Annotated in this window: 12 protein-coding genes; 4 read left to right on the top strand and 8 right to left on the bottom strand. The window is 63.6% G+C overall.

The window, feature by feature from the left end; genetic code table 11:
* Positions 1 to 905: 905 nt before the first annotated feature.
* Entirely contained in the window at positions 906 to 1,367 is a 462-nt protein-coding gene (nrdR, locus tag AACP59_RS00350; RefSeq protein ID WP_297316581.1) for a transcriptional regulator NrdR, read from the bottom strand.
* Between the two features lie 116 nt (positions 1,368 to 1,483).
* Positions 1,484 to 1,747: a LysM peptidoglycan-binding domain-containing protein gene (locus tag AACP59_RS00345; RefSeq protein WP_297316554.1), complete on the bottom strand. Its 264-nt coding sequence runs from the start codon at positions 1,745 to 1,747 to the stop codon at positions 1,484 to 1,486.
* 405 nt (positions 1,748 to 2,152) lie between these two features.
* On the opposite strand from AACP59_RS00345, the gene lexA reads away from it, so the two are divergent.
* Complete coding sequence (lexA, locus tag AACP59_RS00340; RefSeq protein WP_339350046.1) at positions 2,153 to 2,836, top strand: transcriptional repressor LexA; 684 nt, start codon at positions 2,153 to 2,155, stop codon at positions 2,834 to 2,836.
* Positions 2,837 to 2,932: 96 nt separating this feature from the next.
* Here the strand turns inward: lexA and AACP59_RS00335 are convergent, their stop codons facing one another.
* From AACP59_RS00335 to hflX, 3 genes are all read right to left on the bottom strand, one after another.
* The gene (locus AACP59_RS00335) at positions 2,933 to 3,871 is read right to left on the bottom strand and encodes a cation diffusion facilitator family transporter (protein WP_339349300.1); all 939 of its coding nucleotides are present in this window, start codon (positions 3,869 to 3,871) and stop codon (positions 2,933 to 2,935) included.
* A 298-nt stretch (positions 3,872 to 4,169) separates the two neighbouring features.
* The gene (locus tag AACP59_RS00330; RefSeq protein ID WP_297316556.1) at positions 4,170 to 5,132 is read right to left on the bottom strand and encodes an L-lactate dehydrogenase; all 963 of its coding nucleotides are present in this window, start codon (positions 5,130 to 5,132) and stop codon (positions 4,170 to 4,172) included.
* A 214-nt stretch (positions 5,133 to 5,346) separates the two neighbouring features.
* Positions 5,347 to 6,822, bottom strand: a complete 1,476-nt coding sequence (hflX, locus tag AACP59_RS00325) for a GTPase HflX (protein WP_297316583.1) — start codon at positions 6,820 to 6,822, stop codon at positions 5,347 to 5,349.
* A 279-nt stretch (positions 6,823 to 7,101) separates the two neighbouring features.
* On the opposite strand from hflX, the gene AACP59_RS00320 reads away from it, so the two are divergent.
* From AACP59_RS00320 to AACP59_RS00310, 3 genes are read left to right on the top strand one after another with little or no spacing between them, the layout of a single operon-like run.
* Positions 7,102 to 7,755 carry a class I SAM-dependent methyltransferase gene (locus tag AACP59_RS00320; RefSeq protein ID WP_339351189.1) on the top strand — a complete coding sequence of 218 codons (654 nt, stop codon included), beginning with the start codon at positions 7,102 to 7,104 and terminating at the stop codon, positions 7,753 to 7,755.
* Positions 7,752 to 11,876, top strand: coding sequence for an ATP-dependent RNA helicase HrpA (hrpA, locus tag AACP59_RS00315; protein ID WP_339349295.1), 4,125 nt, complete (start codon positions 7,752 to 7,754; stop codon positions 11,874 to 11,876). Before AACP59_RS00320 ends, hrpA begins: the two co-directional genes overlap by 4 nt.
* 3 nt (positions 11,877 to 11,879) lie before the next feature.
* A complete protein-coding gene (locus AACP59_RS00310) occupies positions 11,880 to 12,773 on the top strand; it encodes a LasA N-terminal domain-containing protein (protein ID WP_297316559.1) in 894 nt (297 codons plus the stop codon).
* Positions 12,774 to 12,869: 96 nt separating this feature from the next.
* On the opposite strand, the gene AACP59_RS00305 is transcribed toward AACP59_RS00310, so the two are convergent.
* From AACP59_RS00305 to hisH, 3 genes are read right to left on the bottom strand one after another with little or no spacing between them, the layout of a single operon-like run.
* Positions 12,870 to 14,207, bottom strand: a complete 1,338-nt coding sequence (locus AACP59_RS00305) for a glutamine synthetase family protein (RefSeq protein WP_297316560.1) — start codon at positions 14,205 to 14,207, stop codon at positions 12,870 to 12,872.
* A 46-nt stretch (positions 14,208 to 14,253) separates the two neighbouring features.
* On the bottom strand, positions 14,254 to 14,985 hold the full coding sequence (gene priA, locus AACP59_RS00300; protein WP_297316561.1) for a bifunctional 1-(5-phosphoribosyl)-5-((5-phosphoribosylamino)methylideneamino)imidazole-4-carboxamide isomerase/phosphoribosylanthranilate isomerase PriA: 732 nt from the start codon (positions 14,983 to 14,985) through the stop codon (positions 14,254 to 14,256).
* A gap of 1 nt (position 14,986) precedes the next feature.
* Positions 14,987 to 15,751, bottom strand: coding sequence for an imidazole glycerol phosphate synthase subunit HisH (gene hisH / locus AACP59_RS00295; RefSeq protein WP_297316562.1), 765 nt, complete (start codon positions 15,749 to 15,751; stop codon positions 14,987 to 14,989).
* Between the last annotated feature and the right edge of the window lie 7 nt (positions 15,752 to 15,758).

Here is a 15,758-nt window from a genome sequence, read left to right as displayed (position 1 = left end):
GCCCGGACCGTCTATGGGCCACCAGGTGGCGCCGGATTCCTGAGAATTCGCCTGATTGATGGGGTCCGGGAATACCTTCGGTGGTGCAGTCAGGTCTTTGTACACCCATATGCACCTCCTCTTGTCACCTTCTTTTCCGACTCATACCCCGGTAGCTGGGTTATGGCCGTGTTGACCGTGGTGGAACCACCACCTTGGGTCTTGTCACCCATCCTTGGATGTTCCCATAGCAGTCCCACAGCCATGGTGGCTTAGGCGGACCCGGCCACCTCCTTGAGGCAACCAAGACCATGCACAACAGCCGGCTTGTTGCTGGCCTGGCGCTTGTCACCATCCTTTGTGTTCGGCGCCGCCCCGTTCCTGCCGCCGGTCCACGATCGATGCTCCCCGGTGTCGGTGAGTTTGCAACCCGATCCGCACTACCCCAAACCCACAGATTGCCCACTTGTCCGGGACCCTGGTCGCATCCGAGGAGCAGGTTCCCCCCACACCAGCCCATCACCGAAGTTCGTGTAGGAGGAATCGATATTCACGCAACGATTCCGAACATAGGCCACGTTGGCTACACCAGCTCCAGCGAACATGACCACAGAGCCAAGACCACGGCATACAGGACCTTGATGATATTTGCCCATGAACGGTTCACAACAAGATCTCCTGACTGGATCAGGCGCGAGTCAAGGCTGTCGGATTGCGGACACCGCCGATCAATACCGGATTCACCATGATACCGATTCGGAACACAACGCCATCAGCAAGCCGGAATACCGTGTACCGATGCAGGACAATAGTGGATTATCACAGCTGTTGTTCTGAAAAGCTCCACTTATCAGTCTCGAGCGAACAACGGTCCGGAACGGGGTCAGAAGATATCACGGAGGTGGGGGGGGGGGGGGCAGGGATACCTACCGCGATTCGGTTCTATCCTCTTCACGCAGAACGTCGATGGCGGACTGGAAATCCTCGAGATCAGCGAAATTCTGGTAGACGGATGCGAAACGCAGATAGGCAACCTCGTCAAGTTTGCGCAACGGGGTAAGGATTGCCTTGCCGACCTCCTCCGAATCCACCTGGGCCAACCCTCGCGACCTCAGATCCTCCTCGACCTGCTGGCCCAGCTGCTTAAGGTCAACCTCATCAATGGGCCTGCCCTGGCATGCCTTGCGAACGCCGGAGATGACCTTGTCACGGTCAAAGGGTTCAGCATTCCCGGACCTTTTCATGACCAGAAGGATGGAGGTCTCGACAGTGGTGAACCGGCGCGAGCAGTGCGGGCATTCTCGACGACGCCGAATTGCATGGCCGTCTTCGCTGATACGGGTGTCGACAACCTTCGTATCCGGGTTCTGACAGAAAGGACAGTGCATGCTTTTCATCTTAACGCCAAATCACATCAATAGACCAGACCGACGAAACCCTGGCCGCATTCCCCATATTCATCGGAGGGTGGCACCACCCGGTTCACCCGAAGGCAGAGTCCCGATCAGCCCTGATCGCTCGGAACCAGAAGACGGTCCCCAGCCTGGAGGTTTGGCGTAGAGAGGTTGTTGATCTTCATGATGCGATCGACGTTGGCATTGACGTCCTCACCGGCAGGGGTAATCAAGGCCGCGTAGGTCCAGACACTGTCACCCGGACGCACCGTGTATGACACCACCGCCTGTGGACCAGTACTGGACTCGGCAAACTGTGCGCCTATCCCCAATCCACCAAAGACAAGGGCCAGACCCAGGAGAAAAGCAATCACCTTTCCCCTGGCGTTCAGACGATAGCGACGACCTGAGCTCTGCCGACCGGCGGATCGTCCTTGTGCCGACCAGGAAGAGGCAGCCATCCCGGACCGAAACACGGGAGTCTTCGCTACAGTACTACTGGTCATGACCACACCTCTCTCGAACGTTTGTTCTATCGAACATCTGTTCTCATTGTGGCACACGCCGACCGGTTTGACAACCTCTGTTCGAACATTTGTTTGATTTTCCTCATCTTTCGGGATACACTGTCAGCAGAAACCACAGAGAAGGAGCCCGCCTTGACCACCATCCACCTCAACCAGGAGACTGCGGCGGTTCCCGAATCCGATCAGACACGAACCTTGACCGGGCGCCCCGGGGAGGACCTTGCCCACACCAATCGGAAGGGGGCCACCGAGGTGGAGGAGAGAGAAGGGAAAAAGAACCAGGAGGCTCACACCGACCTGACGGACCGCCAGGAACGCGTCCTCCAAGCCATCCGTGCCCACTTGGAGGAGCAGGGATACGTCCCCTCCTTCCGTGAGATCGGCAGGGATGCCGGGCTGAAGAGCACCTCATCGGTCAAGCACCAGCTTCAGGTCCTGGAAGAGCTGGGATACATCCGGCTCACCGCCAACAAGGGACGCGCCATAGAACTTGTCCAGGAGCAGGAACCAACGGCCAGGATCGTTCCCTTCCCCACATTTGATCAGGATGAGGCCATCGCCAATTCGCATGATGTCCCCCTGGTGGGCAGGATAGCGGCTGGCCAACCAATCCTGGCCGACCAGCACATAGACGATGTCATGCGGCTACCGGAACGGTTGACCGGAACAGGACAACTCTTCATGCTGGAAGTCCACGGCGACTCCATGGTGGATGCCGCCATCTGTGACGGGGACTTCGTGGTGGTACGACAACAGAACCAGGCGGAGAACGGTGAAATCGTTGCCGCCCTCCTGGACGATGAGGCCACCGTCAAGACCTTCCGTCGGGATGGGGACCACATCTGGCTGATCCCCCACAACCCGGCCTACTCCCCCATCGACGGCACCCACGCCACCATCATGGGCAAGGTGGTCACCGTCCTGCGCAAGGTCTGATTCCGCCCATCATCACAGCTCACCTCCCGCCCACCTGGAGGTGAGCTGTGTTTTACCTCCTTACTGGTGCTGCTGGACTCCGGACGGCTGCGCGCCTCACATATCAAGATGTTCACCACTCTGGTCACGATGCCCCAGGGGCTCGATCTGGAAGGTGGTGTGCTCCACGGAAACAGGGAAGTGGGTACGCAGACACTCCTGCATGCTGGTCAGGATGCGTTCACTCTCGGCAGGGGAAGTACCCTCCTTGACCGTGACATGGGCCGACAGCTGTGGCAACCCGCTCGAGACGCTATTGGCGTGGAGGTCATGCACTTCAAGCACACCCGGGACCTGTTCCAGGTGATCCCGTACCTGCTTCATATCCAGCCCCTGCGGGGGTTCCTCCAGAAGCACCCTGAAACTTCGGGAGAGCAGGCCCAGGGCCCGGGGGATGATCAGGATGGCGATGATTCCACCGGCCACTGCGTCGAACCCGTTCCAGCCCGTCAGAAGCATGACCACGGCCGAGACCACCACGGCCACCGACCCCAGGGCATCGTTCATGACCTCCAGGAAGGCCGCCCTCATGTTGAGGTTGTCCTGGTGGCTGGATCCCAGGACGAGGATGGACCCCACGTTGGCGGCCAGCCCCAGGATGCCGAAGAAAAGGAGGAGCCCTATGTCCTCGACCTGGCCATCGCTGCCCCCGAACAGACGCCTACCGGCCTCGAAGAGGGCATAGACACCGACCAGGAGGAGCACTAAGGCACCGCCGGCCGCCGTGATGACCTCCAGCCGTGACCACCCCCAGGTCCGGTTGGCCGTAGGGCGGCGGTCCATAAGGATGGCAGTAACGGTCGAGGCGATGAGGACGGCCATATCGGTCATCATATGACCGGCGTCCACCAGGAGGGCCAGGCTGTGGGTGATGAAGGCTCCGGCGACCTCCGCCATGAAGACGGAACCGGTCAACCCCAGGGTGGTCAGGAGTTGCCTGCGATGCCGGCGTCCGGCTTCACTGGACACCCCAGAATGCTCATAATCTTCGACCATCAGTGGATACCTCCCCGCAATCGATTTGCCCCAGGACCCGACGGGCCATACATCACCAGGCGGCACATCCTGGATGAGAGGTCTTCTCCTCAATGTCGACGCCGAACCACCCGGCTCACATGCGGTGCCATCCTAACATCATGAAAACGGGGTCGGGGAATATCTTCACAAAAGAAATGGGGCATCCGGATTGCTCCCGGATGCCCCCATGCCAGTTCAGGCCCGGACCAGTCAGGCTTCGCCGCGCCCGCAGGACCCGGAGCTCAGAACGAACCGGTCCGGATGGATGCACACAAATTCAGAAACCGAACTTGCCGGCCGTCTCCTTCAGGGTATCGGCGGACCGCTTCAGGGCCGCAAGTTCGCCATCACTGAGCGGGGTGTTGATGTGGGTGTTGACACCCTCGCGGTTGAGGACGCTGGGCACCGACATGCAGACACCCGTGATGCCATGGAAGTCCTCCAGAAGCGAGCTGACCGGCAGAATCCGGTCCGTCCCGTTCATGATGGACTCGATAATGTCGACACCGGACATGGCGATGGCGAAGTTGGTCGCACCCTTGCCTTCGATGATCTGGTAGGCCGCGTTCTTGACCTCCTGGTGGATCTCCTCGCGCTTGGCCGCATCCAGGGGCTGGTGGCCGGGCAGTTCCTTCCAGTCGCACATGGGAACTCCGCCGATGGTGGCGGAGGACCAGAGCGGGACCTCGGAATCGCCATGCTCGCCGGCAATGTAGGCGTGGACGTTCTTCACGTTGACACCGGTCTGCTGGCCGATCAGGTAGCGCAGTCGGGCGGAATCAAGGTTGGTGCCCGAACCGAACATCTGGTTGGCGGGTAGCCCCGACAGGTCCAGGGAGACCCTGGTGACGATATCGACGGGGTTGGTGATGAGCATGAAGATGGCATTGGGGGCGACCTCGACCATCTGCGGGATGATGGACTTCATCATCTCGATGGTGGCGCCGGCCAGGTCGAGGCGCGTCTGCCCCGGCTTCTGCCGGGCACCGGCGGTGATGACCACCATGTCGGCCCCTGAACAGATCTGCGGGTCATCCGACCCGTCAATGGAAACAGTCGGATAGAAGCTGGAGCCGTGCTGCATATCGCGCACCTCCGCCTCCACACGCTGCTTGTTGACATCCTCGAGCACAATCTCGCGTGCAATGCCACGCTGAGCAGCCGAAAATGCCAGGGTGGAGCCCACCGCCCCAGCTCCTACAATCGCAAGCTTGGTTGGCCTGATTGGTGATTCCGCCATAGTTCTTATTGGACCTCTCTTATCGGAACCCGAGAAAGACGGGTTTGCCGCTTTCATTAAACCCACTGTATCCGTAGTATATGACCTTCGGTCATGATTTCCCTATCACAGGCGATTGTACGGGACCTTCACCGCACAGACCAGCCGATCAGAACTTCAGAACAATACCGAGAAAGACTCGAACCGACCAGACCAGCCAAGGTCGCCAACGGTTTCAGTCTATCGACTCCTTCATGAGGGCAGCCGCCAATCCGTCATCCACATCGGCGCTCAGCCCTATTCCGTCAGGTCGGTAGTCCAGGGCGGTCACCCTACCGAATTGTCTGACGCGAGCCAACAAGGACCCGCTGGTATAGGGCAGGAGGGCCTCCACATGGACCTCGGGCCTGGGCAGGAGGGATTCCACCCGCTCACGCAGATCGTCGATACCGATTCCGCTCCGTGCGGAAACCTGGAAGGCATCGGGCTCAAGGTTGGAAAACCTCTCCCGGGTGGCCCGATCAATCAGGTCGACCTTGTTGAAGACCAGGACCCTGGGGATGGACCCCACGCCCTCGATGTCGGCCAGGACCTTGTCGACGGCGCGAATCTGCCCGAAGGGGTCGGGGTGGGAGCCGTCCACCACATGAAGGATCAGATCGGCCTGGGCCACCTCCTCCAGGGTGGATTTGAAGGCCTCGACCAGCTGGGTGGGCAGGCGACGCACGAACCCGACCGTGTCGACGTAGACATAGAGTCGCCCGTCCCTGGCCTTGGTCCGGCGCACGGCCGTATCAAGGGTGGCGAAAAGGGCGTTCTCCACCAGTTCCCGGGACCCGGTCAGCCGGTTGGTCAGGGAGGACTTGCCGGCGTTGGTATACCCCACCACGGCCACGGCCGGCAGGCCGTACCGCTGCCTCGACCCCCTCTTGACCTGTCGGGAGGGGGCCATCTGTGCGATCTGACGCTTCAGGCGGGTGATACGGTGACGAATGACACGGCGATCGGTTTCGATCTTGGTCTCACCGGGGCCTCGTGACCCGATGCCACCGGACTGACCCGCGGCCTGGCCACCGGCCTGACGGGAGAGGGATCCACCCCAACCACGAAGCCTGGGCAGCATGTACTCCAACTGGGCCAGCTCCACCTGGGCCTTGCCCTCCCGACTGGTGGCATGCTGGGCGAAGATGTCGAGGATCAGGGCGGTCCTGTCGACCACCTTGACCTTGGTCATGTCCTCCAGGGCACGTCGCTGGGAGGGGTGGAGGTCATCATCGGTGATGATCGTATCCGCTTCGAGCCTGGCAACGATATCGGCCAACTCCCTGGCCTTGCCCGAACCCACGTAAGTGGCGGGGTCGGGCTTGTCCCGCTGCTGGAGAAGGCCATCCAGGACCTCCGCCCCGGCTGTCTGGGCCAGGGCGGCCAGCTCACGCAGGGATTCCTCGGCTCCCTCCACATGGGTCTGGGCATTCGACCAGACGCCGACCAGAACCACCCGTTCCAGGCGGACCTTCCGGTACTCGACCTCTGTCACATCCCGGAGTTCGCCCAACCCTTCGACGTGCCTGAACTGGCTGCGCCGCTGGCGTTCCTCCCACTCCACCTGTTCACCGGCCGGGGGCGACCCCCCTGCGGACCGGTCGGAAAGGACCTCGGACCGCCCGGCCAGGGGGTCGACGCGTTTCGGACGGGTAGGCGGGGACGGCACCTCCCCCCGAGGCCCGGACGGGTCGGGGTTGGCGGCTTTGCCGGGGTCTGCACCGTCTTCTCTGTGATGGTTCTGGGTCAAAGGCACCTCTGCACACATGGACTATGGAATCCGCCGGGAATCCGGTATAAGCGGAATCACGGCATGGTCTTTATTATCATCGTCTTAGCAGACATTGAAGAAGCCACGGGCTGAACCAGGTAAGAGGCCTTCCGGAAGGGCCGCTGGCGGACAAGGATGAAGACTGGCAGGACGGATGGAACGGACAGGACAGGCATGATGGACAGGAACCAGGGAACCCCCACTGACGAACGGCGGTCGGCCCACCGCGACGAACAGTACTTCACGGCCAGTCCCGCCTCCCCCGACGAACGCAGGACCATCCAGGTCAACCTGGTGGGCCATCAGGTTCCGGTACAGGTCTCCAACGGGGTCTTCTCGGCCAACAGACTGGATCTGGGCACCTCGGTCCTCCTGAAGAAGGTCCCTGCCCCCCCGCAGACCGGGGACTTCCTTGATCTGGGCTGCGGATGGGGCCCGATCGCCCTCAGCATGGGCCTCCTCTCCCCCCAGGCCCGCATATACGCCGTCGATATCAACGAACGGGCCCTGGACCTGACCAGGCGCAACGCCGAATCCAACGGCCTGGGAGGAATCAGGGCGGTCCTGCCCGACCTGCTGCCGGCCGACCTCACCTTTGACCTGATCTGGTCCAACCCGCCCATCCGGGTCGGCAAGGAGGCGCTTCACAAACTCCTGATGGGCTACCTGCCCCGTCTGAATCCCCGGGGCAAGGCCTACCTGGTCGTCCAACGCAACCTGGGTGCGGATTCCCTGATCCCCTGGTTGGCCCGGAGTCTGGGACCCGACTGGACGGTCGGCAAGTTCGCCTCGGCCAAGGGCTACCGAATCATCGAGGCGGGCCGGGCATGAGGTTTCAGTACCCGGCGGAGCTGCCGGTCAGCGCGGCCAAGGATGATATAGCGCAGGCCGTCAGGACCTCACAGGTGGTCATCGTCTCCGGCCAGACCGGGTCGGGCAAGACCACACAGATACCCAAGATCCTCCTGGAGATGGGGCGGGGCACCCACGGTCATCAGATCGTCCACACCCAGCCAAGGCGCATCGCGGCCCGGACCGTGGCCGAACGCATCGCCTCCGAGACCGGGGTGCGGCTGGGGGATGAAATCGGCTACCAGGTCAGGTTCACCGACCGGTCCTCCAAGCGCACCCGCCTGCGTGTGGTGACTGACGGCATCCTCCTGGCCCAGATACAGGGCGATCCCCAGCTGCGGGCCTACGACACAATCATCATCGACGAGGCCCACGAGCGCAGTCTCAACATCGACTTTCTCCTGGGATATCTGACGGCCCTCCTGCCCAGGCGGACGGACCTGAAACTGATCATCACCTCGGCCACCATCGATTCCGTCAAGTTCCGGGACCACTTCGCCAAGGCCCTCCACACCAGGGTGCCGGTCATCGAGGTTTCCGGCCGGACCTACCCGGTCCAGACCCTCTACGAGCCCGCCGGTTCGGCACCCGCCCTGATGCGGTCCGTTCCGGGATTCCCCTCCGGTGGCTTCGACCAGGACGGGGACCGGGACCAGGACGACCTGGATGTGCCCACCGCCGTGGCCAGGGCCTGCGCCGAGCTGGTCATCCACTCAGCCCATGTGGGGGGACCTCGTGACGTCCTGGTCTTCGCTGCCGGCGAGCGTGACATCCGTGAATACGAGACGGCCCTGAGGCACCACTTCGGCCCCCGGACCTCGGACATGCAGCGCTCCGACGCGATTGAGCTGGTCCCCCTCTTCGCCCGGCTCTCAGCCAAGGAGCAGCACCGGGTCTTCGAACACCGCAACCACCAGCGCATCGTCATCGCCACCAACGTGGCGGAAACCTCACTGACCGTGCCCGGCATCCGCTACGTGGTTGACCCGGGACTGGCCAGGATCAGCAGGTACTCCAAGTCGGCCAAGGTACAGCGCCTTCCCATCGAACCCATCTCACAGGCCTCAGCAGACCAGCGGGCCGGGCGCTGCGGGCGTGTGGCCGACGGCATCGCCATCCGCCTGTACAGCAAGGACGATTACGACACCCGCCCCAGGTTCACCGACCCGGAGATCCTGCGCACCTCCCTGGGTGCGGTGGTCCTCCACATGCTCTCGGTGGGCGTGGCGCGGACGGCCGAGGACGTGACAGGGTTCGGTTTCATCGATCCACCGGACACCCGGGCCGTGACCGATGGCTTCAACGAGCTGACCGAGCTCCAGGCCGTGGCCCGCCACCGCGGGGAGGTCAGACTGACCCCCCTGGGCAGGAAACTGGCCAGGATCCCCATCGATATCCGCCTGGGCAGGATGATCCTCCAGGCCGGTCAGGACGCCACCCCGGACACCCTGGCGGCCGTGCTGGTGGTCGTGGCCTTCCTCTCCCTCCAGGACCCCCGCGAGCGCCCCGAGGAGAAGCGGGAGGAGGCCGACCGTCTCCACGCCCGGTACGACGATCCGTCCAGCGACTTCCTGACGGCCCTGAACATCTGGCACCGCTTCTTCCCCGGGGGGAAGCAACCCTCCAACTCCGTCCTGCGCAAAGCCTGTAAGCAGGAGTTCATGAGTTTCCTGCGGATGCGGCAATGGCACGACCTCTACCAGCAGCTGGTCCAGATGTGTCAGGGAGGGCACATGAGAGTGGGCACCCCCAAGCCGGTCAAGGGGCCCGACAAGGAAATACTCGAACTCCCCTTGGCCCAGCAAGCCGCACACGCCCTGGTCTCCTCCTGGGACGACCAGGGAATCCACCGGGCCATGCTCTCCGGTCTCCTGTCCAGCATGGGGATGCAGATCATCCACGAGCCCAAGGCATCGGACTTCACCGGACTCAAGGGGGCAGCCAGGGCCAAGGCCATGAAGCGAGCGCAGAAACGGTCCAAGAACGAATACCGGGGGGCCCGGGGGACCCATTTCGCCATCTTCCCCGGGTCGGCCGTCTCCAAGAGCACCCCCGCCTGGATCATGTCGGCCGAACTGGTCGAGACCTCCCGTCTCTGGGCAAGGTACTGTGCGGCGATAGACCCGGCCTGGGCCGAACCCCTGGCACGTTCACTGACACGGACCACCTATGCGGAACCCCACTGGTCGGCCTCACGCGGGTCGGCCGTGGCCTCCTCCAAGGTCCTCCTTTACGGGCTGCCCATCGTTCAGGACCGTACCGTTCAATGGGGGTCCATCAACCCCACCCAGGCCCGTGAGTTCCTGGTACGCCAGGGCCTGGTCGAGGGCGACATACGCCAGCACTTCCCCCATGATGGCTTCATCCAGGCCAACCGGGACATCCTCCGGGAGGCCGACGACCAGACCAGCCGCACCCGCCGTGTGGCCGAGAGCGTCAACGAGGAGGACCTGGCCGACTTCTACTTCGAGCGGCTGCCCAGGGAGGCCACCTCGCTGGCGGCCCTGAGCAACTGGTGGCGGCACAACCGCGACAGGAACCCCCACCTCCTGGACTTCGACCCGGGCCAGGTGGAACGACTCACCCAGGACGAGGGGGGGTATCACCCCGGCGACTACCCCGACCACTGGCACACCCTGGGCAGGGACGGGAGCGAATTGGACCTCCCCCTGACCTACGTCTACGACCCCAGAGACCCCAACGACGGGGTCACCGTCCATATACCGGTCGGGGCACTCTCACGCCTGAATCCGCAGGAGTTCACCTGGAACGTGCCGGGACTCCTGGATGATTTGATCGTCTCCACCATCAAGTCCCTCCCCAAGACCCTGCGGGTCCAGTTCGTCCCCGCCCCCGACACGGCCAGGGCCATCCGGCGGTGGATAGACGGACACTACCCCACCCTCCCCGGCGGGGACCCGGATCAGCAGGGCCAGGAGGCCGTCTATGGGTCTGCCGGCAACTCCGGAGGCGACGCCGCCGGGGGCCACCGGCCGATAGACCAGGAGCCGCCCGAAGGCGCCTGGCCCGACTTCAACCATGTCTTCACCGCCGCCGCCATCGACGTGGTCGGCGCACAGATCCATCCCGAGGTCTTCGACCAGGCCCAAGAGGACCGGCTTCCCTCCTACCTGCGGATGACCTTCCAGGTCGAGGAGGGAACCAGACGCAGGCGCCATCCCGACAAGGGTGGTCGATCAGGTCCAGGCGGACTCAAGGTCCTGGGGCAGTCCAAGTCCCTGGCCGAACTCCAGTCCCGTCTTGCCGGTCAAGCCAGGGAATCCGCCCGGAACGTGGTGGGGCGCAAGGCCTCCCAGGCCGCCAAGGAGGGCCAGGTGGTCAAGCGGGCCGACCTCCTCCACAAGGCAGGTGCCACGACCGTTCCCCGGAAGGACATGATCTGGCAGGCCGCCCTGGAGAAGCTTGAACTACCGGCCCAGCGCATATCCTCGCGCTGGCTGAGCCGCGAATCCCTGATGCTGGCATCGGCCCCCTACCCCGGCACGGAGGCCCTGGCCAAGGACCTCCAGCTGGCGGCCGTCAAACGCCTGATCCCCGAAACCGGGGCCATCACCGATGACCGCATCCTCCAGGAGACGGTGGCCGGGCTGGGTCAGGTCTTCGAGGACACCGTCTACCAGGTGGCCAAGGATGTGATCGCCATCCTCCAGCGCTACGCCGAGGTCGACAAGGCCGTCTCCGGACCGGCCGACCTCCCCCTCCTCTCCGTCCTGCAGTGGATCCGCCAGCATGCATCATCCCTGGTGGCCAAGGGGTTCATCGGGGCAGATCCACCCTATGCGCTTCCCCGCCTCCAGACCTACCTCCATGCAGACCTGATGCGCCTGGGAAAGGCCCGGCGGGACAAGGACCGGGATGTACGCTGGGCCTGGCAGGCCCAGACCGCTCAGGATAAGGTGGACAACGCCCTGAAGGCGGCGTCGGCCCTGCCCAACGGCCCCGCCCGCGAGGCGGCCATGGACAGGGCCCAGGAGGCCAGGTGGATGCTGGAGGAGTACTACGTCTCCATCTGGGCCCAGGAACTGGGCACGGCAACACCCGTGAGTCTGCAACGCATCGAGAAGATCCTGGAGGCCTGAACCATGGGAAAGACAAGGAAGAGGCGGTCCGCCGGAGCAGGCCTGACCCGGGCCTGGAAACGGATGGACACGACCCACCGTATCGAGACCGTGGCCGCCGCCCTGATGGCCCTGGTGCTGGTGGTCGCCCTGATCATCGTCTCGGCGCGCTTCATCTCATACCGCCGACTGGTGGACAGGACCCGGGAGCATCAGAACGAGACAGCCCGTCAGTACGAGTTCAACCCGGGCAGGATCATCACCGACCGGCGTTTCCATGACACCACCGGCATGAACGCCGAGGATGTCCAGTCCTTCTTGGACCGGAAAGGGGCCTCATGCACCGGCGACTCCTGCCTGAGGACCATGAAGGTGGACACCCCCAGCCCCAAGGGCGATGGGCTCTGCGATCCCTACCAGGGAGGGAAGGGCCAGACCGCGGCCCAGATCATCGACGGATCGGCCAGGGCCTGCGGCATCAGCCAGAAGGTCCTCCTGACCATGCTCCAGAAAGAGCAGCACCTGGTCACGGCCAAGAATCCGGACCCCACCCAGATCCGGTCGGCCATGGGGCTCTCCTGCCCCGATGACGCCGCCTGCGACGCCAAGTATGCCGGGTTCTTCAACCAGGTCTACGGAGCAGCCAAGCGGTACAGGTATTATGAGACCCACCGGTCCGACTACCGGTTCCGGACCGGGGCCATCAACCAGGTCAGGTTCAGCCCCGATGCCTCCTGCGGCACCGCCGATGTCTACATCGAGAACGATGCCACTGCCCTGCTTTACATCTACACACCCTATCAGCCCAACACCGCGGCCCTGGCGGCCGGCGACGGGGAGGGCGACTCCTGCTCCAGCTATGGCAACAGGAATTTCGTCATCATCTATGACTCCTGGTTCGGCCGGGCCGATAGATAGACCCAACCGCCTGACGCGGCAGAGCCGTTTCCCCGGAGATGATGCCACCACCGGCCCGCGGGGTGTAGCTCCATCCCCACTGGTCGGCGGACACGCTTACAGGCGGGGCAGGTAGTACTCCAGTTCGTAGGGGGTGACCTGGCGGCTGTAGCTGTTCCACTCCTTGTGCTTGTTGCGCAGGAAGTACTCGAAGGTGTGCTCGCCCAGGACGTCGGCCACGAAGTCCGACTTCTCCATCAGCCTCAGGGCGGAATCCAGGGAGTCGGGCAGGGGGGCGATGCCCATGGCCTGACGCTCCGAATCGGTCAGCTCCCAGACGTCATCGCTGGTGGGCTCGCCCAGGGTCATCTTCTGCTCGATTCCGTCCAGTCCGGCGGCCAGGAGGACGGAATAGGCCAAATAGGGGTTGGCCCCAGGATCCAGTCCACGGAACTCCATCCGGGCCGAGTTCCCCTTGCCGGGCTTGTACTGGGGAATTCTCAGGAGGGCGGAACGGTTGTTGTGCCCCCAGCACACGTAACTGGGCGCCTCCGCCCCTCCCCAGAGCCGCTTGTATGAGTTGACGTACTGGTCGGTCACCGCGCAGATCTCAGCGGCGTGGGCCAGGATGCCGGCCGCGAACTGGCGGGCGGTCTGAGACATATTGAACTCCTGGCCCACCTCATAGAAGGCGTTGCTGTCGCCCTCGAAGAGGCTCAGATGGGTGTGCATGCCGGAGCCGGGCTGGTCGGTGAAGGGCTTGGGCATGAAGCTGGCATAGATCCCCCGCTCCAGGGAGATCTCCTTGACCACCGTCCGGAAGGTCATGATGTTATCGGCCGTAGTCAGGGCATCGGCGTAACGCAGGTCGATCTCGTTCTGACCGGGGCCGGCCTCGTGGTGGGAGTACTCCACCGAGATGCCCATCTGCTCCAGCATGTTTACGCAGGCCCTGCGGAAGTCCATCCCCGGGCTGCGGGGCACGTGGTCGAAGTAGCCGCCCTCGTCAATCGGCACCGGGGGCTTCGACCAGTCCTCCTGGTTTTCGAAGAGATAGAATTCGATCTCAGGATGGGTGTAGAAGATGAATCCCTTATCCTTGGCGCGGGCCAGGGCTCGCTTCAGTACGTGCCTGGGATCCCCGCTGCTGGGCTCACCATCCGGGGTGAGCACATCGCAGAAGATCCTGGCCGTACCCTGGGGTCCCCCCCGCCAGGGCAGGATCTGGAAGGTGGATGGGTCCGGTCTGACGATCATGTCATCCTCGGAGACCCGGGTCATGCCTTCGATGGCGGACCCATCGAAGCCCAGGCCCTCCTCGAAGGCCACCTCCAGCTCGGCCGGCGCGATGGCCACCGATTTCAGGGTACCCAGAACGTCCGTGAACCAAAGCCGTATGAACCGAACATCGCGCTCCTCGACAGTGCGCAGCGCAAATTCCTCTTGCTTATCCATAGAGCTCATGTTCCCATTCCTATATTTCGCAGTCTTGCTTATTGCGTTAACAATGCCCGGAGACCAGGTCCAGGGCCTGACCCAGGGTGAAGGCCCCCTCGTAGAGGGACTTGCCAAGGATGGCGCTGTCCACCCCACGGTCGCTCAGGCCGGCGATGGCCTCCAGGTCGGCCAGGCTGGATATGCCGCCCGAGGCGGTCACCCTGGCGGAGGTCCGGTCGGCCACCTGGCCCAGGAGGTCCAGATTGGGGCCGGTCATCATCCCGTCACGGGTCACGTCGGTGACCACGTACCGGCCGCACCCGTCCTGGTCCAGGCGTTCCATGGTTTCGAAGAGGTCACCGCCCTTCCGGGTCCAACCCCGGGCGGCCAAGGTGTGCCCGCGCACGTCCAGACCCACGCAGACCTTCTCCCCGAACCGTTCCAGGACCCGACCGGTCCACTCCGGATCCTCCAGGGCGGCCGTGCCGATGTTGACCCGAGTGGCGCCGGCGTCCAGGGCGGCCTCCAGACTGGCATCGTCACGGATGCCGCCACTGAGTTCCACCTTGACCCTGTCGCCCAACTCATTGACCAGGGCGGTCAGCTTGTCGCGGTTGTCACCAGTGCCGAAGGCCGCATCCAGGTCGACCAGGTGGAGCCATTCGGCACCCTGGTCCGCCCAGGCCTTGGCGGCATCGGCAGGTTCCCCGTAGACCTTCTCGGAGCCGGAGACCCCCTGCCTGAGCCGGACCGCCTTCCCGTCGCGGACATCTACCGCCGGTAGGAGCGTCAGCATCTCATTCACCTCTCTCGGATGGGAGTCCGGAAGCCCCGGAAAGGGTCCGTATCCAGTTGGTCAGCAATCGTGCGCCGGCCTGGGCCGACTTCTCGGGATGGAACTGGGTGGCGCTCAGGGGTCCGCATTCGTATGCGGCCACGAACCTGCTGCGCCCGTAGGCCGTCCAGGTGACCAGCGGTTCGCCGGCAGTCAGGTCTTGCGGGGCCTTGGCCGACTTCGCCCCTGATTCGGCCTCCCGGTCTTCCTGGAGCACCGGCAGACGGAGGGGAAAATCAGGCTCCGCCCCCCTCTCCGCTCGAGTATCCAGGACGGCCATGGCCGCATAGGAATGGACGAAGTAGAAGCTCTGGTCTTCGACCCCCGCCAGGAGTTTCGACCCCTGAGCCACCTGGACCTGGTCCCATCCCATGTGAGGGACCACATCGGCATCCAGCCTGGAGACCCGACCAGGAATCAGTCCCAGGCCCGGTTCGCTCCGACCGTCCTCGTCACCGGACTGGAACATGACCTGGAGACCTACGCAGACCCCCAGAACCGGCAGCCCCCGGGCCACCCGACCACGGATGACCCTGTCGCCGCCGACGGCGCGCAATCCCGCCATGCAGGCCCCATAGGCACCCACTCCGGGAATGACCAGGCCATCGACCTGCATGGCCAGGTCCGGGTCGGCGCTGAGTTCCACATCGACGCCAAGCTGGGAGAGGGCATGGACCATGGATCTGACATTGCCGAACCCATAATCAAGCACCTGTATCCTGGTCATGACCCTC

The organism is Bifidobacterium indicum (genome assembly GCF_036987015.1).
Lineage (GTDB): Bacteria > Actinomycetota > Actinomycetes > Actinomycetales > Bifidobacteriaceae > Bombiscardovia > Bombiscardovia indica.
This window is presented reverse-complemented; position numbering and strand designations above follow the sequence as displayed.